The sequence below is a fragment of the Gammaproteobacteria bacterium genome (assembly GCA_016200485.1).
Classification (GTDB): domain Bacteria; phylum Pseudomonadota; class Gammaproteobacteria; order Tenderiales; family Tenderiaceae; genus JACQEP01.
This window is the reverse complement of the sequence record JACQEP010000010.1, coordinates 222264-243608: the sequence shown is the minus strand read 5'-3', so window position 1 is coordinate 243608 and position 21345 is coordinate 222264. Positions and strand designations below refer to the sequence as shown.

The 21345-nt window shown below is 53.9% G+C and carries 20 protein-coding genes and 1 tRNA gene; 11 read left to right on the top strand and 10 right to left on the bottom strand.

The window, feature by feature from the left end:
- Positions 1–9 precede the first annotated feature (9 nt).
- From HY272_06435 to HY272_06420, 4 genes are all read right to left on the bottom strand, one after another.
- Positions 10–1251: a type II secretion system F family protein gene (locus HY272_06435; GenBank protein ID MBI3772318.1), complete on the bottom strand. Its 1242-nt coding sequence runs from the start codon at positions 1249–1251 to the stop codon at positions 10–12.
- Position 1252: 1 nt separating this feature from the next.
- Positions 1253–2962 carry a type IV-A pilus assembly ATPase PilB gene (gene pilB / locus HY272_06430; GenBank protein MBI3772317.1) on the bottom strand — a complete coding sequence of 570 codons (1710 nt, stop codon included), beginning with the start codon at positions 2960–2962 and terminating at the stop codon, positions 1253–1255.
- A gap of 359 nt (positions 2963–3321) precedes the next feature.
- Positions 3322–3729, bottom strand: coding sequence for a prepilin-type N-terminal cleavage/methylation domain-containing protein (locus HY272_06425; GenBank protein MBI3772316.1), 408 nt, complete (start codon positions 3727–3729; stop codon positions 3322–3324).
- A 310-nt stretch (positions 3730–4039) separates the two neighbouring features.
- Complete coding sequence (locus HY272_06420; protein ID MBI3772315.1) at positions 4040–4207, bottom strand: hypothetical protein; 168 nt, start codon at positions 4205–4207, stop codon at positions 4040–4042.
- Between the two features lie 195 nt (positions 4208–4402).
- On the opposite strand from HY272_06420, the gene HY272_06415 reads away from it, so the two are divergent.
- Both HY272_06415 and HY272_06410 read left to right on the top strand, forming a co-directional pair.
- The gene (locus HY272_06415) at positions 4403–4684 is read left to right on the top strand and encodes a BrnT family toxin (GenBank protein ID MBI3772314.1); all 282 of its coding nucleotides are present in this window, start codon (positions 4403–4405) and stop codon (positions 4682–4684) included.
- Complete coding sequence (locus tag HY272_06410; GenBank protein MBI3772313.1) at positions 4656–4949, top strand: BrnA antitoxin family protein; 294 nt, start codon at positions 4656–4658, stop codon at positions 4947–4949. Before HY272_06415 ends, HY272_06410 begins: the two co-directional genes overlap by 29 nt.
- A 267-nt stretch (positions 4950–5216) precedes the next feature.
- On the opposite strand, the gene HY272_06405 is transcribed toward HY272_06410, so the two are convergent.
- From HY272_06405 to ispB, 5 genes are all read right to left on the bottom strand, one after another.
- A complete protein-coding gene (locus HY272_06405; GenBank protein ID MBI3772312.1) occupies positions 5217–6548 on the bottom strand; it encodes a sigma-54-dependent Fis family transcriptional regulator in 1332 nt (443 codons plus the stop codon).
- Positions 6549–8183 carry an ATPase gene (locus HY272_06400; protein MBI3772311.1) on the bottom strand — a complete coding sequence of 545 codons (1635 nt, stop codon included), beginning with the start codon at positions 8181–8183 and terminating at the stop codon, positions 6549–6551. It lies immediately after the preceding gene.
- A gap of 97 nt (positions 8184–8280) precedes the next feature.
- A complete protein-coding gene (locus HY272_06395; GenBank protein ID MBI3772310.1) occupies positions 8281–8508 on the bottom strand; it encodes a hypothetical protein in 228 nt (75 codons plus the stop codon).
- A 26-nt stretch (positions 8509–8534) separates the two neighbouring features.
- Positions 8535–8611: transfer RNA gene (locus HY272_06390), tRNA-Pro, on the bottom strand.
- A gap of 3 nt (positions 8612–8614) precedes the next feature.
- Positions 8615–9640 carry an octaprenyl diphosphate synthase gene (gene ispB, locus HY272_06385; GenBank protein MBI3772309.1) on the bottom strand — a complete coding sequence of 342 codons (1026 nt, stop codon included), beginning with the start codon at positions 9638–9640 and terminating at the stop codon, positions 8615–8617.
- A gap of 169 nt (positions 9641–9809) precedes the next feature.
- Here ispB and rplU point away from each other — a divergent pair, with 169 nt between their 5' ends.
- The 4 genes from rplU to HY272_06365 all read left to right on the top strand — a co-directional run bounded on the left by rplU (position 9810) and on the right by HY272_06365 (position 12972).
- Positions 9810–10121 carry a 50S ribosomal protein L21 gene (rplU, locus tag HY272_06380; GenBank protein MBI3772308.1) on the top strand — a complete coding sequence of 104 codons (312 nt, stop codon included), beginning with the start codon at positions 9810–9812 and terminating at the stop codon, positions 10119–10121.
- 28 nt (positions 10122–10149) lie between these two features.
- Positions 10150–10407 carry a 50S ribosomal protein L27 gene (rpmA, locus tag HY272_06375; protein MBI3772307.1) on the top strand — a complete coding sequence of 86 codons (258 nt, stop codon included), beginning with the start codon at positions 10150–10152 and terminating at the stop codon, positions 10405–10407.
- 214 nt (positions 10408–10621) lie between these two features.
- Positions 10622–11671: a GTPase ObgE gene (gene obgE / locus HY272_06370; GenBank protein ID MBI3772306.1), complete on the top strand. Its 1050-nt coding sequence runs from the start codon at positions 10622–10624 to the stop codon at positions 11669–11671.
- A 170-nt stretch (positions 11672–11841) separates the two neighbouring features.
- A complete protein-coding gene (locus HY272_06365; protein MBI3772305.1) occupies positions 11842–12972 on the top strand; it encodes a glutamate 5-kinase in 1131 nt (376 codons plus the stop codon).
- A gap of 115 nt (positions 12973–13087) precedes the next feature.
- Here the strand turns inward: HY272_06365 and rpsT are convergent, their stop codons facing one another.
- Positions 13088–13348: a 30S ribosomal protein S20 gene (gene rpsT, locus HY272_06360; GenBank protein ID MBI3772304.1), complete on the bottom strand. Its 261-nt coding sequence runs from the start codon at positions 13346–13348 to the stop codon at positions 13088–13090.
- Positions 13349–14003: 655 nt separating this feature from the next.
- Between rpsT and murJ the strand changes: the two genes are divergently transcribed.
- The 5 genes from murJ (at position 14004) to ispH (ending at position 21288) form a co-directional block, all read left to right on the top strand.
- Positions 14004–15572 carry a murein biosynthesis integral membrane protein MurJ gene (murJ, locus tag HY272_06355; protein MBI3772303.1) on the top strand — a complete coding sequence of 523 codons (1569 nt, stop codon included), beginning with the start codon at positions 14004–14006 and terminating at the stop codon, positions 15570–15572.
- Positions 15573–15610: 38 nt separating this feature from the next.
- On the top strand, positions 15611–16576 hold the full coding sequence (gene ribF, locus HY272_06350) for a bifunctional riboflavin kinase/FAD synthetase (GenBank protein ID MBI3772302.1): 966 nt from the start codon (positions 15611–15613) through the stop codon (positions 16574–16576).
- A 214-nt stretch (positions 16577–16790) separates the two neighbouring features.
- Positions 16791–19622, top strand: a complete 2832-nt coding sequence (gene ileS, locus HY272_06345; GenBank protein ID MBI3772301.1) for an isoleucine--tRNA ligase — start codon at positions 16791–16793, stop codon at positions 19620–19622.
- 149 nt (positions 19623–19771) lie between these two features.
- A complete protein-coding gene (locus HY272_06340) occupies positions 19772–20260 on the top strand; it encodes a lipoprotein signal peptidase (protein MBI3772300.1) in 489 nt (162 codons plus the stop codon).
- An 80-nt stretch (positions 20261–20340) separates the two neighbouring features.
- On the top strand, positions 20341–21288 hold the full coding sequence (ispH, locus tag HY272_06335) for a 4-hydroxy-3-methylbut-2-enyl diphosphate reductase (GenBank protein MBI3772299.1): 948 nt from the start codon (positions 20341–20343) through the stop codon (positions 21286–21288).
- Positions 21289–21345: the final 57 nt, after the last annotated feature.

Genomic DNA, 21345 nt, shown 5'->3' with positions numbered 1-21345 from the left:
GTAGATAATTTATCCGACCACTTGACCCATCTTGAAGATAGGCAGGTACATCGCCACCACCATGCCGCCGATAATCACGCCGAGAAAGGCCATGATCAAGGGTTCCATCAGGCTACTGAGGCCATCGACCGCATTATCAACCTCTTCCTCGTAAAAGTCAGCAACTTTGGCCAGCATGGCGTCCAATGAGCCGGCCTCTTCGCCGATGGCCACCAATTGCACCACCATATTGGGAAAGAGGCCGGTCTGGCGCATGGATTGGGTCAAGGTGGTACCGGTGGAAATTTCATCGCGCATACGCAGGATGGCATTGGCATAAACAATATTCCCAGCTGCGCCAGCGACGGTCGCCATGGCTTCTACCAAGGGTACACCAGCAGCAAACATGGTAGACAGAGTGCGGGCAAAACGGGCAATGGTGGCTTTGCGAATAATTTCGCCAAAAATTGGAGCCTTCAAAATTGATCGATCAAGAAAATCGTTAAAGGGTTGAGATCGTTTTTTGGCTTCGATAAAGGCATAGCCAGCCCCGACAAATGCGCCAATGATCAGATACCACCACTTGATCACGAAATTGGACATGGCGACCACGGCCAGGGTCATTGCCGGTAGATCTGCGCCAAAGCCCTGGAACAGGGCAGCAAATTGCGGAATGACAAAATAAAGTAAGATGAAAGAAACGATAATAGCGGCAGTTACAACGGCGGCGGGATAAAACAGAGCTTTCTTGATTTTGCCCTTGATGGCTTCGACCTTTTCCTTGTAGATGGCAATCTTGTTGAGCAATGTCTCCAAGATACCGGCTTGCTCACCCGCATTCACTAGATTGACGTAAAGGGCATCGAAATACTGCGGATGTTTGGCCAGGGCTTCGGCCAGCGAGTTGCCGCCTTCGACATCCGCCTTGATCTGGAGGATGAGCTCCATCATCGCCGGGTTCTCATGGCCACGACCGATAATCTCAAATGATTGTACAAGTGGTACACCGGAACTCATCATGGTGGCCATCTGGCGACTGAAAATGGAAATGTCTTTGGGTCCGATTTTCTTTTTCCTAGCACCCCCCAGCAGCGGTTTGGACTTCCTGTTGATTTTGAGCACATTGACACCCTGGCGCCGAAGTTCGGCCTTGGCCAGGGTGAGCGATATACCACGCACTTCGCCCTTGGCGCGGTTGCCGCGTTTGTCAGTGCCTTCCCAAAGAAAAGTATCTTGGGTCTTGGTTTTGGTGTCTGATGTTTTTTCCGCCATATTAATCCGTGATTACGCGATGAATTTCTTCGAGGCTGGTCAAACCGTTTTTCACTTTCAGTAGGCCAGATTTTTTGAGGTCAGGTACCCCTTCTTTCTCGGCCTGGTCGGCGACCTGGATGGCGTTGCCACCGGCCATGATCAGTCTACCCATTTCTTCGGAGAACGGTAGTACCTGATAAATACCGACACGTCCCTTGTACCCTTCGGTGCATTGGTCGCAGCCGACCGGTTTATAAATGGTGAGTCCTGTCTCAACGTCGGCCTCGCTAAAACCTTCTTCCAGTAACGCTGCGGGTGGGATATCGGCCACTGCTTTGCAATGAGAACACAATTTTCGTGCCAGGCGTTGGGCAATGATCAGGTTCACTGCCGAAGCGATGTTGAACGGCGCCACGCCCATATTCAACAAGCGTGATAACGTTTGTGGCGCATCGTTGGTATGCAGGGTCGAAAGCACCATGTGGCCGGTCTGCGCGGCCTTGATCGCAATCTCGGCGGTTTCCAGGTCACGAATTTCCCCGACCATGATCACGTCCGGGTCCTGGCGCAAAAATGCCTTCAGTGCCGCCGCGAAGGTGAGGCCGACCTTGGGATTGACATTGACCTGATTCACGCCGGGCAGGTTAATTTCCGCCGGGTCTTCAGCGGTGGAGATATTACGATCTACGGTGTTGAGAATATTCAAACCTGTATACAGAGAAACCGTTTTACCGCTACCCGTCGGTCCAGTGACCAGGATCATGCCATAGGGTTTATTCAAGGCATCAATATAAAGCTGTTTTTGTTCCGGTTCATAACCCAGCGCATCAATCCCGAGCTTGGCACTGCTCGGGTCAAGAATACGCATGACTATTTTTTCACCAAACAAGGTCGGACAGGTATTCACACGGAAATCGATAGCACGATCCTTGGTGATTTTGAGCTTGATGCGGCCGTCCTGTGGCACACGTTTTTCCGAGATATCCAGCCGCGCCATGACCTTGATGCGGGCGGAGAGTTTTGGCGCCAGCGATACTGGTGGATTGGTGACTTCATGCAGCATGCCATCCTGGCGGAAGCGGACGCGATATATTTTCTCATAAGGCTCGAAGTGAATATCCGAGGCGCCTTTGTTAATCGCATCCAACAATATTTTATTGATGAAACGCACGACGGGGGCATCGTCGACATCTTTTTCGCTGGTGTCGTCAGCCGGGACTTCATCACCACCGGTAATGTCGAGATCATCAAGGTCGCTGTCTTCCAGCCCCTCCATGGCCTGGGTTTTTGATTCGAGTGACTTTTCGATAATTTTGCCGAGCTTGTCTTCCTCTACCAGGACTGCTTCGGTATTGGTGCCGGTGGCAAATTTTATTTCATCCAGCGCCAGAAAATTAGTGGGGTCGGAGATGGCGACGAAGAGGCGATTGCCGCGTTTCATTAAGGGTATGACCCCGTGTTTGCGGATCAGCTTTTCGTTAATCAGGGAGGTTGCCGCCATGTCCATGTCCATGGCGTCGATGTCGAACACCGGTACCCCGAATTCATGCGAGGCTGCGTTGGCAATGGTCAAGCCATCCAGCAGTTTTTTGCTCACCAGATAACGCACCAGCGGCATTTTTTCTGCGGCAGCAGCTTGATAGGCCTGTTCGGCGGCCTCGCGCGCCATCAGACCATCGCTGACCAAGCGTTGGGCTAGGCCAGTCAGAGGTGGGGCAACAGTATTCATTCCAAAGTGAATCCCTTTACTTGATATAAAGCATTCCAACATAGTTAATTTCGACAGCAGAAGGCCATTACTTTAATCAGGCGATTGGCCTAGTCATGGAATGGCCGCAGATGCCCGGAATGATAGAGTTTCGTCTGATGGGCGCGCAGACAGGCTTCTATACTGCGCAGATGCGTACGGCATGTCAGTCATGTGCAGGCCATACAGAAGATACGGGTCGAGATGCGGCAGAAAAACTGGATTAATCAGTGATCCCAAATTAATTCGACAGATTCAATATTGAACTGACCAGTAGAATATTAATAATAAAAAAGGGCATCCGAAGATGCCCTTTTGTTCGGCCATTGGCCTGTAGGATGTTAGCAAAGACCCGCAGCTACGCAGGTACCGCCTTTGGTCCATTGAATCGGCGGCACAATTCCGTTAGGCGTTAGTGTGAAGGTGACGCTGTCTACGGCTGGCGTTCCGGTAGCAGTGATGACACCATCCACCATGGCTACGGAGGTGACGACACCACTTGCACCAGCAGCCGCAGGAATACCATTTGAGCCGGTATCAGCACCTGTAATGGTACTTACATCGAAATTGCCTTGTTGCGCAGCAACTTCAAAAGCAGTCTTATAGGGGGTGACCGCCATCACCACTTCCGAGAACTTGGCCTTCTTGGTATAGGTCTGGTATGCAGGAATCGCCACAGCCGCCAAAATACCAATGATCGCGACCACAATCATCAATTCAATCAGGGTAAAACCTTGTTGCTTCTTCATGATGTTTCTCCTCAGTTCAGTTGTTAGACAAATCTATGTAAATCACGGGTTGAATACGCTAACTCATATCGGTCCTTGCGACTAAGACTTTAGTTAGCAGTCGAGTCCTTCGTCTTGTAGTGGATGTTGCACGGGCTGTGCCAAGTGTGTCAGGAAGGCTTAATAATATGACATCGATCACAGTTCGGGTGGTTTTGGCTGGTTAAGGGCTTAAAAATGGGCGTTTTTGGACGGGTTCTAACATGCCAAGGTGACAAAAATGGTCAGTTTGTGACGTAAAGTGACGTTTGCTGGCGATTAGGTGCTGGGGTCAATGACTCTGAATAACGCGGCTAGTAATTTCTTCGGCGATGGCTGCATCCAGTGTTTCAACATAGCGCACAGTGCCGGCACGTTCTCTTGTTTCCAGGTTGAAGGAGCGTACCTGATTGCAAGACGGCCACACCGCTGGTGCCGTGGCCTGTGATCGCTGTGGCACATAAGTGGTGCTAAAGCAACACTTTACTGGGCCAAGCGAGTATGCCCCATGAACGAGTCAAAAAAATTCAGCAATCTGGCCGCCCAGGCCGGTCAACGCTGGTCTGAGTGTCGCGTATCAATCTGGGGCGATGCGTAGTATCTGTATCTACAAAAAGCTTGACATTATCCATTTATTTGTATATACAATTAAATTATGAAAATCGACTTCGACCCCGCCAAATCTGAAAAGAACACCCGTGAGCGCGGGTTGCCCTTCGACTTAGCGGAGGATTTTGAGTGGGATAGTGCTCTTGTTGTGCAAGATACCCGCAACCCCTATCCAGAATCCCGGTTCCAAGCCATCGGCTTCATTGATGAAGAACGGCTTCATGTCTTGATTTTCACTTTGACCCCCGGAGGCATCCGGGTTATCAGCCTGCGCAAGGCCAATGCAGAGGTAAACCGCTATGAAAAAGCCCAAGAAACCCAATCCTGAACTGATTAATGATGAAACCCCGGAACTAGACGCTGAATGGTTTGCCAAGGCCAAACCCGCTGCTGAAGTGTTACCACCGGAATTGTTGACAGTGCTGCCCAAGCGCCTCCCTGGACAGCGTGGCGCACAGAAAACACCGCGTAAGGTACCTGTCAATGTGCGGTTATCGTCCGAAGTGATTAAATATTTCCGAGCCACTGGCCCCGGGTGGCAGCGGCGCATGGATGAGGCACTCAAGGAATGGGTAGATGAACATCGGCATTAAGATGAGGCAACTTTGCTAAATAAAAGGCCCAGATTAACCGGGCTTTTTATTTAGTCTGTCCATGGAAGAAGCGTCTGCCAGGGCACTGTATTTCCCGATTCCCTCAGGGATCGTTTTTCGGCAATTTATTAAATGGTGTGATTGAGCGTTGCATCAAATCTTCCATTCCCACGCCCGTGCCATGAAAAATGGTTGGGGTCCGGGGCGATTCATGAATCGCCCCAATTTGCAGGTGTGTCTGTAGGGGCACGGCGCGCCGTGCCCCTACTACTCCAACCCCAATTTTTTCAACCGATACCGCAACTGCCGAAAAGTAATCCCCAGCAACTTGGCAGCAGCCGTTTTGTTAAACCGGGTTTGTTCCAGGGCACGCATGATGCTGTTTTTTTCCTGGTCGGCAAGTTGTTGGTCAATATCCAGTGTGGCGGGTTGGGTGCTGGTTTCGGCAGAGATTGCTGGCAGGTGCAGATCGGCAGCCTGGATCACATTGTGCTCACACAGCGTGGCGGCGCGTTCGAGGATGTTTTCCAGCTCGCGGACGTTACCGGGGAAGGCATGATGGTGAAGCGCGGTTTCGGCATCGGTCGAAAGCTTGGGTTTGTCTGTGCCCATGGTGGCGGCGATTTTGGTGAGCAGGTGTTCCGCCAGCAGCGGAATATCTTCGCGCCGTTCGCGCAGGCTGGGTACGTGCAGTTCGATGACATTGATGCGGTAATACAGATCTTGCCGGAACTGGTTTTGTGCCACCAGCTTGGCGAGGTCTTTGTGGGTGGCGCTGAGGATACGCACATCGACGGGTATTTCTTGTGCGGCGCCGACGGGACGCACGGCCTTTTCCTGGATCGCGCGCAAGAGTTTGACTTGCATATGCAGCGGCAGGTCGGCGACTTCATCTAAAAACAAGGTTCCGCCATCGGCCGCTTGAAACAGGCCGGGCTTGTCGGTATTGGCGCCGGTGAACGATCCTTTCTTGTGACCGAAGAATTCGCTTTCCATTAATTGTTCGGGGATCGCGCCGCAATTGACGGGGACGAAGGCTTTGTCGGCGCGTGGGCCTTTGTCGTGAATTAATCGTGCGACCAATTCTTTGCCACTGCCGGATTCGCCGCTGATATACACTGGTGCCTGGCTGCGCGCGAGTTTGAGTATCTTGCTGCGGATGGTTTTGATGGCCTCGGAGTCGCCGAGCAGGATTTCGCGTGGCGTGCTCTCGGATTTTTTATCGCGCGGTGAAAGTTTGAGTGCGGCGTTGACCAATTTGCGCAGTATGGCCAGATCGACGGGTTTGGACACAAAATCAAAGGCGCCGGCTTTGAGTGCGGCAACGGCGGCATCCATGTTGCCATGCGCGGTGATCATCGCCACGGGTAATTCTGGATAGTGTTGTTGTATGTGTTCAACCAATTCGATGCCATTGCCGTCTGGCAGGCGCATATCGGTGAGGCAGAGATCATATTTTTTTTCGGATAATCGTTGACGGGCCTGCTGTATATCGGCGGCAGTATCGGCGTCAATCTCCATGCGCGCCAGCGTGAGCGTGAGTAGCTCCAGGATGTCGGGCTCATCGTCAATTAACAGGACGAGGTAACGATCACTCACTTACGCGACCCTCCGCCGTCGGGGGTCGGCAAAGATCAGGCGAAAACAGCTGCCACCACTGGTGGCGGGCAAATACGCCAAATGCGCCTGATTGCACTCGCTCAATTCGCGTGCAATGTATAAGCCTAGCCCTGTGCCTTTGGTCTCAGTGGTGAAAAAAGGCTCGAAGATGTGTTCCGCTGTTTCAGGATCAATGCCCGGCCCATTGTCGATGACATTGAGATAGGGGATGGGGGCGTCATGTTGCATGCCGACACGAATCTCAACCTGCGGATGACTGCTGTGATTGCGGCTGTGACGCACGGCATTGTGGCAAAGATTCCAGAGAATCTGATGCAGTTGGCTGGGATCAAAGTGCACGCTTAATGAAGATGGTATAACGGAAATAGTAATCCATGCCGTATCAATTTGCTGGCTACGGCTGAATTCATCAATAAAATCCTGCAGCCAGGGTTCGAGCATGATGTCCTCGGGTTTTGCCTGACGGCGGCGGCCAATTTGCAACACATTTTCGATGATGTGATTCATGCGTTGCGAATTGCTGCGAATGATTTCCGTCAGGCGCAACTCGCCGCTATCAAGGTGCGAGGATTCGGCCAGCAATTGTCCGGCGTGGCTGATGGCGCCGAGTGGATTGCGAATCTCATGGGCAATGCTGCCCGCCAGCCGGCCGAGTGATGCGAGTTTGAGTTGCTGTGCCTGTTGCGACAAGGTGGCGGTATCTTCGAGAAAAATCAGCGTGCCACCTTCATCGCCCAGTTTGGCAAAGCGTGGCAGCACTTCGGTGACGCTCTGCGCCGGGCGAAAGCGCGCCGGGGTGAAATCTTCATCGTTGTTCCAACGATGATATTGTTCCGCCAGCGGCGGGCAAAATTGGGTCAGCGGCAGACGTTGTGATTCTGTTGGCAGGCCAAGCAAGTGTCGCGCCGATTCATTGACCAGCCACAGACGTTCGTTTTCATCCATCACTAGAACGCCGGTTTGCATGCGTTGAATCACGTATTGCGCCAGTTGTTCCATGTTGGCAAGATCGACGCCGCGCTGTGCTGCCAGGGCCTCACTTTCACGGATACGTTTGGCGAGGGCATGACCGAGCAGGGCCGTGGCGAAGAAGGCCGCACCAAGCAGCCCGGCGTGGGTGTAATCGGTGCTTTGCAGCGGATTGGTGAGCTGGAAATAGATATGTTCGCCAAGTGTGAAAATCGCCGCTGTGGCCGCAAAGCGAATCGCGGCTTGTCCTGCCAGTAACACACTGCCAGCCGCGACGGTGACAATCAGTAACATGCCCAAGCCGCTCTTAATCCCGCCGCTGGCGTGCATGACGACGGTGATGACGGCAATATCGAATAGCACCTGGCCATAGACTTGGGTGGTGAAATCTGGCCGCCGCCAGGCGATGGCAAAGGTGATGCCGATGGCGGCGATGAGATAAATCACCGCCGTGGTGGCAAAAAGCTCAGGGAAGAATTGGCCAACGGCTGGAAGATCGGTATTGGTATACGCGAGAATGACGAACAGACCGGCCAGGATCAGGCGATACAGGTTCAGTAAACGCAAGGCCCGCCAGCCGGCGTGAGAGGTCTCGTGCTCAGCCTGGGTGTCGGCGTTATCGATCTCGACCGGGTTTGCGGCCATCCAATCTCCGCTGGTTTGGGGTGTGGGGTAATCAATCGTAGGGGCGGGTTTGAAACCCGCCCCTACGTGTTATATATCGGTAGTTTGGCGCGGGAGTTCAATGATTGGCGCGGTTGGCGTGATCCTCGCAACAATAATTGTGATTATTGCGTACTACGGCCTCGGCGCGGGGGACGTGCAGGCCGCAAAGTTCGCAGCGGATCATGTCCGCCGTTTTGCCGGGTACATCGCGTTTGTCGCTGGCGGGAGGCTTGACTAAAAAGGTACGGCGCACGAAGTAAATCGCGACGATCACGAGTGCCAGCAGAATGATAAGTCTAGTCACGGGCTATCCCATCCAGGTTGGTGAAATGGTCGGGGTGACAGGATTTGAACCTGCGACTTCTGCCTCCCGAAAGCAGCGCTCTACCAGGCTGAGCCACACCCCGAGTTTAGTAATGGCGGTTGACGGAAAATTCGGCGAGTGTAAATAATGCCTTTTTATACGGTCCGGGAGGGAGGTCGGCGATTGCGGCCATGGCCTTGTCGGCCTCCTCCTGTGCCAGGTGCGCAGTGTACGCGATCGCCCCAGTCGATTCAATTGCGCGGATTACTGCACCAATATGCTCGCGCCCGCCTTCTTCGATGGCATGACGAACTGCGGTTTGTTGAGCGGAGGTGCCCACTTTCATGACATGAATCAAGGGTAGTGTCGGTTTGCCTTCGGCCAGGTCGTCGCCGATGTTTTTGCCCATTTCCTGGGGCGAGGCGCTGTAGTCCAGAACATCGTCGATCAGCTGGAAGGCGGTGCCCAGGTGCATGCCATAGGCGGCCATGGCCCGCTCTACGGCGGGGGGCTGGTGGCTAACCACGGCGCCGAGTTGGGCGGCGGCTTCAAATAATTTGGCGGTCTTGGAGTGGATGACTTCCATATAGCGGGCCTCGGTGGTGTCTGCATCGTGACAATTCAGCAGCAGCAGAACCTCGCCCTCGGCGATAGTATTGGTGGCGTGGGCCAGGATTTCCATGATCCGCATGTTCTGCAGTTCCACCATCATTTCAAAGGAGCGGGAGTAGAGAAAATCCCCCACCAGGACGCTGGCCTGATTGCCCCAGACGTTGTTGGCGGTATCCTGCCCACGCCGCATCTCCGAGCCGTCCACTACGTCGTCATGGAGTAGCGTGGCGGTGTGGATGAATTCAATAATTGCAGCAATATCAATATGTTGCTGACCATAATAACCAAAGGCGCGGGCGCTGAGCAGGGTCAGTAACGGACGCAACCGTTTGCCGCCACTGTTAATAATATAATGGCTTACCTGATTGATCAGTGCGACCTCTGAATGCAGGCGGCGTTGGATCAGCAGGTTGACCGCCGCCATGTCGGTCTGCGTCAGACTGAGGATGTCCTCGAGGTCAGGTGGGCCCCCAGTCGTCGCTGGGTGGGTCAGGTCGGTCGAGTTATAATAATTAAGCATTTGCCCATTTTAGAAGTGAATGCCCATGGCTTACAAGACAGCAAGGGAATGTTTTGGGTTTGACGCGGGGCCCGAAGACGGCTAAAATTGCGCGTTCTTTGGTTTGGGTACCATATCACGCCTAGCCGAATATGGCGCTAGAGCAACAACGGTTTTTGGAGAGTACGGCATGTACGCTGTCATTGTTACGGGTGGAAAGCAGTATCGCGTCGCTGAAGGCGATGTGGTGCGTGTTGAAAAATTGCCGGCTGAAGCCGGTGCCAGCGTTGAGCTGGATAAGGTTTTGATGGTTGCTGACGGAGATAAGGTCAAGATTGGCGCGCCCTTTGTGGCTGGCGGCAAAGTGACTGCTACCGTTAAGGCTCACGGTCGTGGCGAGAAGATCAAGATCGTCAAGTTCCGTCGCCGTAAGCATCATCAAAAGCAGACGGGTCACCGTCAGGATTACACCGAATTGCAGATTACCGGCATCGCTGGTTAATCGCAGATTAGTTTAGGAGTAGAAAGCCATGGCACATAAAAAGGCAGGCGGTAGTAGCCGCAACGGTCGCGACTCAGAAGCGAAACGCTTAGGCGTGAAGCGTTTTGGTGGCCAGTTCGTGTTGGCCGGTAACATTCTGGTGCGTCAACGCGGCACCCGTTTCCACCCCGGGGTGAATGTGGGTTGTGGTAATGACCACACCTTGTTCGCCAAATCAGATGGCACAGTCGTGTTCGAAGTCAAAGGCCCGGCGCGTCGCAAATTTGTGAGCGTGGTTCCGGCTTGATTTAGATGTCACAAAAGTAATATCCGAGCCCCGTCCACGACGGGGCTTTTTGTTTGTGGTTGGGTTTTCTGGATTTGTAACCGCGAAGGCCGCTAAGGGCGCAAAGAAAAATGTATCAGCAGGCGATCAGTGATTTTGTTTTTCTTGGCGTCCTTAGCGCCCTTGGCGGTTTATGCTTTTTTAATAACTTTTTTAATAAGCTACAGCTCGTGCCATGAAATTTGTTGATGAAGCTTATGTTCGCGTGCAAGCCGGTGACGGCGGCAATGGCTGCGTCAGTTTCCGGCGCGAGAAATATATTCCCTTTGGCGGCCCGGATGGCGGTGACGGCGGTGACGGCGGCAGCGTGATTCTGGTGGCCGAAGAAAATCTCAATACCCTGGTCGATTTCCGGCACGTGCGCGATTATCGCGCTGAGCGCGGTGAAAATGGTGGTGGCAGTGGTTGCACCGGCAAGAGTGGCGAGGACAAAATCATCAGGGTCCCGGTCGGTACCTTGGTGCTGGATCAGGATACCGAAGAATTGATCGGCGATCTGGTGAGGCCCGGGCAGCAGCTAAAAGTGGCGCAGGGTGGCCGCCATGGGTTGGGTAACACCCATTTCAAGAGCAGCACCAATCGCGCGCCGCGCCGGGCGATCCCTGGGACGCCGGGTGAAGTGCGGCGCTTGAAGCTGGAGCTCAAATTGCTGGCTGATGTCGGTTTGCTTGGCATGCCCAATGCCGGTAAATCGACATTGATCCGTGCGATTTCCGCTGCGCGACCGAAGGTTGCCGATTATCCATTCACCACGCTCTATCCTAATCTTGGGGTGGTGAAGGTAGACCTGGAGCGCAGTTTTGTGGTTGCCGATGTGCCGGGTTTGATTGAAGGCGCTGCTGGTGGTGCAGGTCTGGGCATTCAATTCCTTAAACATTTGTTGCGCACCCGCTTGTTGCTACATCTGGTAGATATCGCGCCCTATGGTGATAGTGCAGATCCGGTTGAGCATGTGCGTAAAATCGAGGCTGAGCTGGCGCAGTTTAGTGATGAGCTGGCGCAGCGTGATCGCTGGCTGGTTTTGAACAAGACGGATTTGTTGCCGGAAGAAGAGCGCAAGGCGCGGTGTCGTGATATCGTCGAACGCTTGCAGTGGCAAGGACCGGTATTCGAGGTGGCGGCGATCAGCGGTGAAGGTACACGGCCATTGATTTATGCGATTATGGAATATTTGGATCAGCATCCGCGTGATCTGGCGGAGTTGCCACATAACGAAGAAGTTTGAGCGAGGCTAACGAACTTTGATTTTTATCCCCTCCTCCTTTAAGGAGGAGGGGATAATAGTTTTGTGTCACTGACCGTTGTCGAATGGCTCGTGGTTTTGGGGTGCTCGGTCAAAGTCGCTGGTTTTGCTGGCGCGATTTAACTGGTTTTTAAACATTTTGAGATTGATTCATGACTGACAATCGCCAACGCTTGGGTAAATCGCGCCGCTGGGTGGTGAAGGTCGGCAGTTCTCTGGTCACGAATGATGGCCGCGGTTTAAATCACGAAATCATTGCTGCCTGGGTCGAACAGATCGCGGCGCTACGCCAGTCCGGTGCGCAGGTGGTGCTGGTGTCTTCCGGTGCCGTCGCTGAAGGCATGAAGCGTCTTGGCTGGAAGACGCGTCCTCGTGAATTGCACCAGTTACAGGCCGCGGCTGCCGTCGGACAGATGGGCTTGGTGCAGGCCTACGAGTCTTATTTTCAACGCTTTGCCATACACACCGCGCAGGTGTTGCTGACCCATGAGGATCTGGCGGATCGCCGTCGTTATCTCAACGCCCGGAGTACCTTGCGCACCCTGCTTGATCTGGGTGTGGTGCCGGTGATCAATGAAAACGATACCGTGGCGGTGGACGAGATTCGCTTTGGCGACAACGATACACTGGCGGCGCTGGTGGGGAATCTGGTCGAGGCCGAATTGCTGGTGCTGCTGACCGATCAGGCCGGTATGTATGAGAGCGATCCGCGCCAAAATCCGAATGCGGTGTTTATTCGTGAACGGCAGGCGGGTGATCCTGATCTGATTCGAATGGCCTCCGGTGGTGGGGTGGGTTCGCTGGGCCGGGGTGGGATGGTGACCAAGGTCAAGGCAGCAGAGCGCGCGGCCCGGTCCGGGACGGCGACCTTGATTGCCCCTGGCCGCGAGTCTGGCGTGCTGCAGAAGATCGCTGCAGGCGAGGAGATCGGTACCCTGCTGTTGCCTGGTCGTCAGCCCTTGGCCGCCCGTAAGCGCTGGATGGCGGGGCATATGAAGCTCACGGGTCGTTTGACCCTGGATGATGGCGCAGTGAAGGTGCTGTGCGAGTCCGGCCGCAGTCTGCTGGCAGTGGGGGTGAGGGCGGTCGATGGTGAATTTGGCCGGGGCGAACTGGTGGTTTGTCAGAATGCGGCTGGCAAGGAGATCGCCCGCGGTCTGGTGAATTACAGCGCCGATGAGACCCGCAAGATCATGGGGCAGGCGAGTGAGCGGATTGAGTCAATCCTCGGTTACGTGGACGAGCTGGAGCTGATCCACCGCGATAACTTGGTGTTGATGTAAAAGATCAGATAAAAGATAAAAGGGGAAAGGTAAGAGGCGTGTGGCGCCTTTCACAGAAGCGAAAAAGCCGACACTCAGTCGGCTTTTTACTTTGATCTTTTACCTTTTCTCTGAATTACAGCGCCTTGAGGTGCTGGTTCAGGCGGCTCTTGTGGCGGGCAGCCTTGTTCATGTGGATCAGGCCCTTACGTGCCATAGAGTCGATGACCGGGACGGCGGCCTGGTAGGCAGCAGTGGCTTCGGTCTTGTTGCCGGCCTTGATGGCGCCCACAGCCTTTTTAATAGCGGTGCGCAGCGTCGAACGCTGGCTGGAGTTCAGCTCACGGTGTTTTTCGGCCTGACGGGCGCGTTTCTTTGCTTGTGCGGTATTAGCCAAGGTAAAGCTCCTTACAAAATTCTGTCTATCGTGACCATTCGAGGGTCGAAGGGCCGGTAATATCCCCGATTTGAGCCCTTTTGTCAACGTCCAATGGCGTGTTGGTAAAGAGTTTTTGCCTCTTCCTGCCTGGGGGAGCATAGGTATCTACACAAGTCACGATGAGCATGTATTCTGTCACCGTCTTCAACCATCCTCGGCAACTGCTCTGAAGTACATGGATGTACAAATGCCGCGAGAGGGCATGGATGCCCGAAGCGGCCATGCGTTGCCCTCGACTGCCAGCTCCCGGCGCAGTCTACCTCGCCCATCCATGGGCTCGTACCTCGTGCATCCATGCACTCGCGTCCGTTTCGCGTCCACATCCCGCCCAGGGTGCGAATTTTCGCACCCGTTCGGAGGGGAAAAGGTCCACTGGACCTTTTCCTTTTCCCTCCTCACCCTTATCCAAGGAGAGGGGCAGATTCTCCCCTCCGAGGGGTGCCCCGAAGGGGTGGGTGGTGGGCATAATGCCGAGTCGTGACTTGTGTAGGTACCTATGTTCGAGGAGCGGGGTAACGGGATAGATTGTGCGGCGTGTATTTAGTTTGAGTACCCGCTACAATCCCTTGTTTTTGCGGCGCTTTGGCAGGGAATGAGGTAAATTCAAGGGATTATGAGTAAATCGCTGGCCAAATCCACTGCCAAGGTGGGCATGCTAACCATGTTGTCGCGGGTGCTGGGCTATATCCGTGACGTGGCCATGGCCCGGATGTTCGGTGCCAGTGCCGAGGCCGACGCCTTCTTCGTCGCCTTTAAAATCCCCAATCTGTTGCGGCGGATCACGGCCGAGGGGGCGTTGTCCCAGGCCTTCATCCCGGTGTTATCGGAATACCGCACCCAGCGCGGTGAGACCGAGGTCCAGCACCTGGTCGAGCGTGTGGCCGGCACCCTGTTTGGGGTGCTGACGCTAATTATGATCGTTGGCGTGGCGGCGGCGCCAGTGTTGATCATGGCCTTTGCCCCGGGATTTATTGATGAGGGCGGCAAGTTCGATCTCGCCAGCGCGCTGTTACGGGTGACGTTCCCCTATATTTTATTGGTCTCGCTCTCGGCACTGGCGGGGGCGGTGCTCAATAGTTATGGCCGGTTTACCATCCCGGCGTTGATGCCGACGTTTCTGAACATCTCCATGATCAGTGGCACCCTGTGGCTGGCGCCGCTGCTGGATGAGCCAATCATGGCCGTGGCCTGGAGCGTGTTTTTCGGCGGTATTTTACAGCTGGTGCTGCAATTTCCGGCGTTGCGCAAGATTGGCCTATTGCGTTGGCCGCGTTGGGGCTGGCGCGATTCCGGCGTGCGGCGGGTGATTAGTCTCATGTTGCCGTCGATTTTTGGCTCATCCGTGTCGCAGATCAATTTGTTGCTCAACACCATCATCGCTTCGTTCATGATCAGCGGCAGCGTGTCGTGGTTGTATTACTCGGATCGGTTGGTGGAATTGCCGTTGGGCGTGATCGGCGTGGCGTTGGGGACGGTGATCCTGCCGAGCCTGTCGCGCAATGTGGCCGAGCGTTCTGCGGCAGAATTTTCGCAAACCCTGGATTGGGGGATGCGCTGGGTGATGCTGATTGGTATCCCAGCGACGGTCGGGTTGATGGTGTTGTCTGGCCCCTTGCTGGCAACGCTGTTTTATTACGGCGAATTTACCCGGCATGACCTGGAAATGTCGAATTACAGCCTGATTACCTATTCCTTTGGTTTGCTGTCGTTCATGCTGGTGAAGGTGTTGGCGCCTGGTTTTTATGCCCGTCAGGACACGCGCACGCCAGTGCGCTTTGCCATGATCTCGATTGCGGTGAACATGGGTTTTAACCTGCTGGTGGTCGTGCCCATGATTCTGCTGCATTTGCCAGCGCCGCATGCGGGATTGGCGCTGGCGACGGCGTTGGCGGGCTATGTCAATGTCTGGCAGTTGTACCGTGCCTTGCGGCGTGAGGATATTTATCAACCGCAGGCCGGTTGGAAACGGCTCTGGGGGCAGATGTTATTGGCCAACGGGGCGATGGCGGCGCTGTTGCTGTTTGGGGTGCCCGGGCTGGAACAATGGGCGACCTGGAATGCAGCACAGAGGGGCCAGAACCTTGGGTTATGGGTGGGTGCGGCATTGCTGGTGTATGGGGTGACGCTGCATTTGCTGGGCGTGAATCTATCGGGCTTGCTGGGGAGGCGGAAGCGGGCGTAAATGTTATACTTTCCAGCCTATTTTTCAGGACTAAAGCGATGGAATTAATTCGCGGTCTGCATGGTTTGCGGCCACGCCATCGCGGCTGCGTGCTGAGCATCGGCAATTTCGATGGTGTGCATCTGGGGCATCAGGCGGTGCTGGGGCAATTGGCGGAGGCTGGGGGCAAGTTGAATGTGCCGACGCTGGTGGTGATGTTTGAACCACAGCCACAGGAATATTTTTTGGGTGCCAATACGCCGCCGCGCTTGATGCGGCTACGCGAGAAATTGCAGGCCTTACGGCGTTATTCGGTGGATCGGGTGTTGGTGTTGCCGTTTAATGAACAGTTGGCGCAAATGCCGGCTGCTGATTTTATCGAACGTGTGTTGGTGCAGGGCTTGGATGCGCGTTATGTTGCGGTTGGCGATGATTTTCGTTTTGGTCATCAACGCCAGGGCGACTTTGCCTCGTTGCAGGCGGCAGGTGAGCGGCACGGCTTTCAAGTCGTGAACATGCACAGTTTTAATATTGACGGTGAGCGGGTGAGCAGCACGCGTATTCGTCAGGCGCTAGTGGCGGGTGATATGGCGACGGCGGAAAAATTGCTGGGGCGCAGTTATCGCATGACGGGTCGCGTGGCGCGTGGTGATCAGCGCGGTCGGACGATAGGTTTTCCTACCGCTAATCTTTATTTGCACCGCAAAGTAACACCGGTGCAGGGCGTGTTTGCAGTGGAGATGTTTGGTGTAGAAGGTGAGCCGCAACCGGGCGTCGCCAATGTTGGTATCCGGCCGACGGTAGATGGCACGCGAAGTTTGTTGGAAGTGCATTTGTTAAATTTCAGCGGTGATTTATACGGTCGCTATGTCGAAGTCGCGTTTTTGAAGAAGCTACGTGATGAAAAGCGGTTTGAATCGCTGGAAGCACTTAAGGCGCAGATTGTGCGGGATGCGGAAACTGCGCGGGCGTATTTTGCGATGGATTCAACGCCTGGTAATGATCGGCAATTACAAATTAAATGAAAAAATTTCGACCCCCTCTCCCTCAGGGAGAGGGCGGCGAGTGCATGGATGCACGAGGTAGGGCAACGCATGGAGCAGTTGCCGGGGGTGAGGGGGTAAATTTGTTTTATCCCCTCACCCTAACCTTCTCCCTCTGGGAGAAGGGATTGTAAATTAATGTAGGGTGCGCCGTGCGCACCATGATGATTGAATTTTTTAATTTGAAGAGCACACGATGGCGGATTACAAACATACCTTGAACTTGCCCAATACCGAATTTCCGATGAAGGCAAGTTTGCCGAATCGCGAACCGGAAATGGTAAAACAATGGCAGGCGATGGATCTCTACGGCAAGTTGCGTGCAGCGGGCGACCGTCGCGATAAATTCATCCTGCATGACGGCCCGCCCTATGCCAACGGCCAGATTCACATCGGTCATGCCGTGAACAAGGTGTTGAAGGATATTATCGTCAAATCCAAAGCGATGAGCGGCCTCGATGCGCCCTATGTGCCGGGTTGGGATTGTCATGGCCTGCCCATCGAATTGCAGGTCGAAAAGAAAGTCGGCAAGGCAGGCTACAAGGTTGATGCCAAAACTTTTCGTCAGGCCTGTCGCAGTTATGCTCAGGAACAAGTGAGTCAGCAGCGCGAAGACTTCAAACGCCTGGGCGTGATCGGTGATTGGGATAATCCTTATCTCACCATGGATTATAAATTCGAAGCGGATATTGTTCGCAGCTTGGGCCGCATTGTGAAAAACGGCCATTTGCACAAAGGCAGTAAGCCAGTGCATTGGTGTGTCGATTGCGGTTCGGCATTGGCGGAAGCGGAAGTTGAATACGAAGACAAAACATCGCCTGCCATCGACGTGCGCTTCACGGTGCTGGATGATGTGGCCTTCATGCAGCGTTGCCATCACGTTGAAGCACACGAAGGCAAGGGGCCGATTTCAGTCGTGATTTGGACCACCACGCCCTGGACCCTGCCTGCTAATCAAGCAGTGTGTTTGAATCCGGATCTGGATTACGCCGTGGTTCAATGCGAAGGTGAACATGGTGTCGAACGTTTGGTGATCGCCGAAGCACTGCTGAAAGACGCGATGGCACGTTATGAATTCAACGATTACCGCATCGTGGCTTACAGCAAGGGCAGCGCGCTGGAAGGTTTGGAGCTGGCGCATCCGTTTTATAACCGCGAAGTCCCCATCATTCTTGGCGATCACGTGACAACCGACGCCGGTACCGGTGCGGTGCATACCGCGCCGGGCCATGGTCAGGATGACTATGTGGTCGGTACACGTTACAGCTTGAAAGTGGATAATCCGGTGGGTGGTGACGGCAAGTTTCTACCGAATACCGAATTGTTTGCCGGTGAACATGTGTTCAAGGCCAATGATTCAGTGATTGAAGTGTTAAAGAGCAAAGGCAAGCTGGTGCGTGCAGCTGCCTTGCGTCACAGTTATCCGCATTGCTGGCGCCACAAAACGCCGATAATTTTCCGCGCCACGCCGCAGTGGTTTATCAGCATGGAGCAGAATGGCCTGCGCGATCAGGCGATGCAGGCGATCAAGGATTCAAAGTGGTTGCCCGACTGGGGGCAGGCGCGTATTGAAGGCATGGTTGCCAAACGTCCGGACTGGTGTGTTTCGCGCCAGCGCACCTGGGGTGTACCGATTGCCTTGTTTGTGCACAAGGAAACCGGGCACTTGCATCCGCGGACTGAAGAATTAGTTGAGACTGTTGCCAAACGTATCGAGCAAGGTGGTATTGATGCCTGGTTTGATCTTAACACCGCTGACTTGTTAGGTACCGATGCGGCGCAGTATGACAAGGTGAGCGATACGCTGGATGTTTGGTTTGATTCCGGTGTGACCCACGCTGCCGTGCTGGAGCGACGTCCAGAATTACAACTGCCTGCGGATTTGTATCTGGAAGGATCGGATCAGCATCGTGGTTGGTTTCAGTCGTCATTGCTGACAGCGGTAGCAATGCGCGGTAAAGCACCATACAAAGCGGTGTTGACGCATGGCTTTACTGTCGATGCCAAAGGCGAAAAGATGTCCAAGTCCAAGGGCAATATCGTCGCGCCGCAGCAAGTCGCGAATTCACTGGGCGCCGATATTCTGCGCTTGTGGGTCGCGGCGACGGATTATCGTGCCGAGATGAGTGTGTCGGATGAGATTTTGAAACGCACGGCGGATGCATATCGCCGGATGCGTAATACGGCGCGCTTCCTGCTTTCAAATTTGAATGGCTTTGATCCGGCGCTACACAGTGTGCCGGTCGATCAGATGCTGGCGCTGGATCGTTGGGCGCTGCAACGGGCGCGTCTGTTGCAGATGGAAGTGAAAGCCGCTTACGACAAGTATGAGTTCCACCGGATTTATCAGGATGTGCATAATTTTTGCGCTGTCGATCTAGGCGGTTTTTATCTCGATATCGTTAAAGATCGGCAATACACCACGCAAACCGAAAGCATCGCGCGCCGTTCCTGCCAAACAGCGATGTATCACATTGCCGAGGCCATGGTGCGCTGGTTGGCACCAATTCTCAGTTTCACCGCCGAAGAGATCTGGAGCAATATTCCGGGTAAACGTGCCGAATCCGTTTTTTTAGCGACCTGGCATGAATTCCCTGTCGTGAACGAAGAGGCCTTTGGTGCTGAATTCTGGACAGAGGTGCTGGAAGTCCGCGAAGCAGTCAAGAAAGAGTTGGAACGTTTACGTGTTGCTGGCGGAATTGGTGGTTCACTCGATGCCGAAGTCGATCTGTTCTGTGGCCGCGAGTTGCATGATCGCTTGATAAAGTTAGGTGATGAATTGCGGTTTGTGTTGATCACTTCCTATGCCCGTGTTCATAACACCACGGTTGTTCCAGAAGAGACCACGCATTACACGCTGAGCAATAATGATGAAATATGGGTGCAAGTGTCTCCCTCTGAACATGGCAAGTGTGTGCGCTGCTGGCATCATCGCGACGATGTGGGAACCAATGCCGAACATCCTGAGTTGTGTGGTCGTTGTGTCGAGAATGTCGCTGGTAACGGTGAACAGCGGCGTTTTGCTTGATGACCACTAGAGCCTATCTCAACGTTGTAAAGAGATAAAAAACATGGCTGTATGCATTACTCCCTCTCCCGCCTGGCGGGAGAGGGGATGAAAATGAGTGCCCCTGGTATTATCGTGCCGATATAATCAATTTTGAGATGGGTTCTAGTATGTTGCGTTGGTTATGGTTGTCGGTGGCAGTGATCGCGCTTGACCAGATCACTAAAAATATCGTGGTATCTATGTTGCCACCCTATTCACCTGTGGAGTTGCTTCCTGGGTTGAATTTCATGTTGGCCTATAATACTGGGGCAGCGTTTAGTTTTCTGGCAGACGCGGGTGGTTGGCAGCGCTGGTTTTTTGTGACGTTGGCGCTTGCGGTGTCGGTATTTATCGTGCTGTGGATCAAACGCCTGACAGTCGCTGAACGCTGGGTTGTTGTGGGTTTGACCTTGGTATTGGGTGGCGCTTTGGGAAATGTTTGGGATCGCATTGTCATCGGTCACGTCGTCGATTTTATTGATGTCTATTATGAGCAGTGGCATTGGCCGGCATTTAATATCGCTGACTCGGCGATTACGGTGGGCGTGGTGTTGTTGCTGATCGATGGGTTGAGAAGAAAAAATGCCGACGATGAAAGCGCGAAGCGCAGTGAATGATTTTTTGCGTGGTATCGCCTACGGCGATGATGTTGGGTTACGGCTTCGCCTAACCCAACCTACATATATGTGAGATATCTATGGACGTTTTATTAGCCAATCCCCGAGGTTTTTGCGCCGGCGTCGATCGGGCGATCAGTATCGTTGAGCGAGCGCTGGAAGTGTTCGGCGCGCCGATCTACGTTCGTCATGAAGTGGTGCATAACAAATTTGTGGTCGATGGTCTACGTCAGCGTGGTGCGGTATTTGTTGATGAACTGAGTGAAGTGCCGGATGATGCGACGGTCATTTTCAGCGCGCACGGGGTTTCCAAGGCGGTTTGGCATGAGGCCGAACAACGTGGTTTAAAAATATTCGATGCGACCTGTCCCTTGGTAACTAAAGTGCATCTGGAAGTGATGCGCTACGCCAAAGAAGGCCGTGAAGTGATTTTGATAGGTCATGAGGGGCATCCCGAAGTGGAGGGTACGTTAGGTCAGTACGCGCCTGAAGTGGGGAAGGGTGGGGCTTATCTGGTTGAGGATGTGTCGGACGTTGCTGCGTTATCGGTAAAGAATTCTGATCACCTGGCCTTTGTCACACAAACAACACTGTCAGTGGACGATGCGCGTGCAATTATTGATGCGCTGCGCGAGCGGTTTCCAAAGATTGTTGGGCCACGCAAAGATGATATTTGTTATGCCACTCAGAATCGTCAGGATGCGGTGAAAGATCTGGCAAGCCGTTCTGAAATGATCCTGGTCGTGGGTTCGCCTAACAGCTCAAATTCCAATCGGTTGCGGGAATTGGCAGAGAAGTCGGGTGCCAAGGCGCATTTGATTGACGACGCGAGCCAAATTCAGCGCGAATGGTTGCAAGACGTTCGCTCTGTTGGTGTGACGGCTGGCGCATCAGCACCAGAAGTTTTGGTGCAGGCGGTGATCGAGCGGCTGAAGGAATGGGGCGCGGCGCACGTTGAGCAAGTGACGGGACGTGAAGAAAATATTACCTTCTCCCTGCCGAAAGATTTGCAGAAAACCTCTGCTTAATTCGCTGAAGCAGCGTCTGCGGCGTTGCAAATGGGCTCAAAATGCTCATTTACTATG

Bases quoted from the DNA above. Each gene is read 5' to 3' on its own strand.
- ispB (MBI3772309.1), bottom strand. From the start codon at position 9,640: ATGCTTAATTATTATAACTCGACCGACCTGACCCACCCAGCGACGACT.
- HY272_06400 (MBI3772311.1), bottom strand. From the start codon at position 8,183: ATGGCCGCAAACCCGGTCGAGATCGATAACGCCGACACCCAGGCTGAG.
- HY272_06410 (MBI3772313.1), top strand. From the start codon at position 4,656: ATGAAAAAGCCCAAGAAACCCAATCCTGAACTGATTAATGATGAAACC.
- obgE (MBI3772306.1), top strand. From the start codon at position 10,622: ATGAAATTTGTTGATGAAGCTTATGTTCGCGTGCAAGCCGGTGACGGC.
- pilB (MBI3772317.1), bottom strand. From the start codon at position 2,962: ATGAATACTGTTGCCCCACCTCTGACTGGCCTAGCCCAACGCTTGGTC.
- HY272_06340 (MBI3772300.1), top strand. From the start codon at position 19,772: ATGTTGCGTTGGTTATGGTTGTCGGTGGCAGTGATCGCGCTTGACCAG.
- HY272_06435 (MBI3772318.1), bottom strand. From the start codon at position 1,251: ATGGCGGAAAAAACATCAGACACCAAAACCAAGACCCAAGATACTTTT.
- ribF (MBI3772302.1), top strand. From the start codon at position 15,611: ATGGAATTAATTCGCGGTCTGCATGGTTTGCGGCCACGCCATCGCGGC.
- HY272_06415 (MBI3772314.1), top strand. From the start codon at position 4,403: ATGAAAATCGACTTCGACCCCGCCAAATCTGAAAAGAACACCCGTGAG.
- rpmA (MBI3772307.1), top strand. From the start codon at position 10,150: ATGGCACATAAAAAGGCAGGCGGTAGTAGCCGCAACGGTCGCGACTCA.
- rplU (MBI3772308.1), top strand. From the start codon at position 9,810: ATGTACGCTGTCATTGTTACGGGTGGAAAGCAGTATCGCGTCGCTGAA.
- HY272_06425 (MBI3772316.1), bottom strand. From the start codon at position 3,729: ATGAAGAAGCAACAAGGTTTTACCCTGATTGAATTGATGATTGTGGTC.
- HY272_06365 (MBI3772305.1), top strand. From the start codon at position 11,842: ATGACTGACAATCGCCAACGCTTGGGTAAATCGCGCCGCTGGGTGGTG.
- murJ (MBI3772303.1), top strand. From the start codon at position 14,004: ATGAGTAAATCGCTGGCCAAATCCACTGCCAAGGTGGGCATGCTAACC.
- ispH (MBI3772299.1), top strand. From the start codon at position 20,341: ATGGACGTTTTATTAGCCAATCCCCGAGGTTTTTGCGCCGGCGTCGAT.
- ileS (MBI3772301.1), top strand. From the start codon at position 16,791: ATGGCGGATTACAAACATACCTTGAACTTGCCCAATACCGAATTTCCG.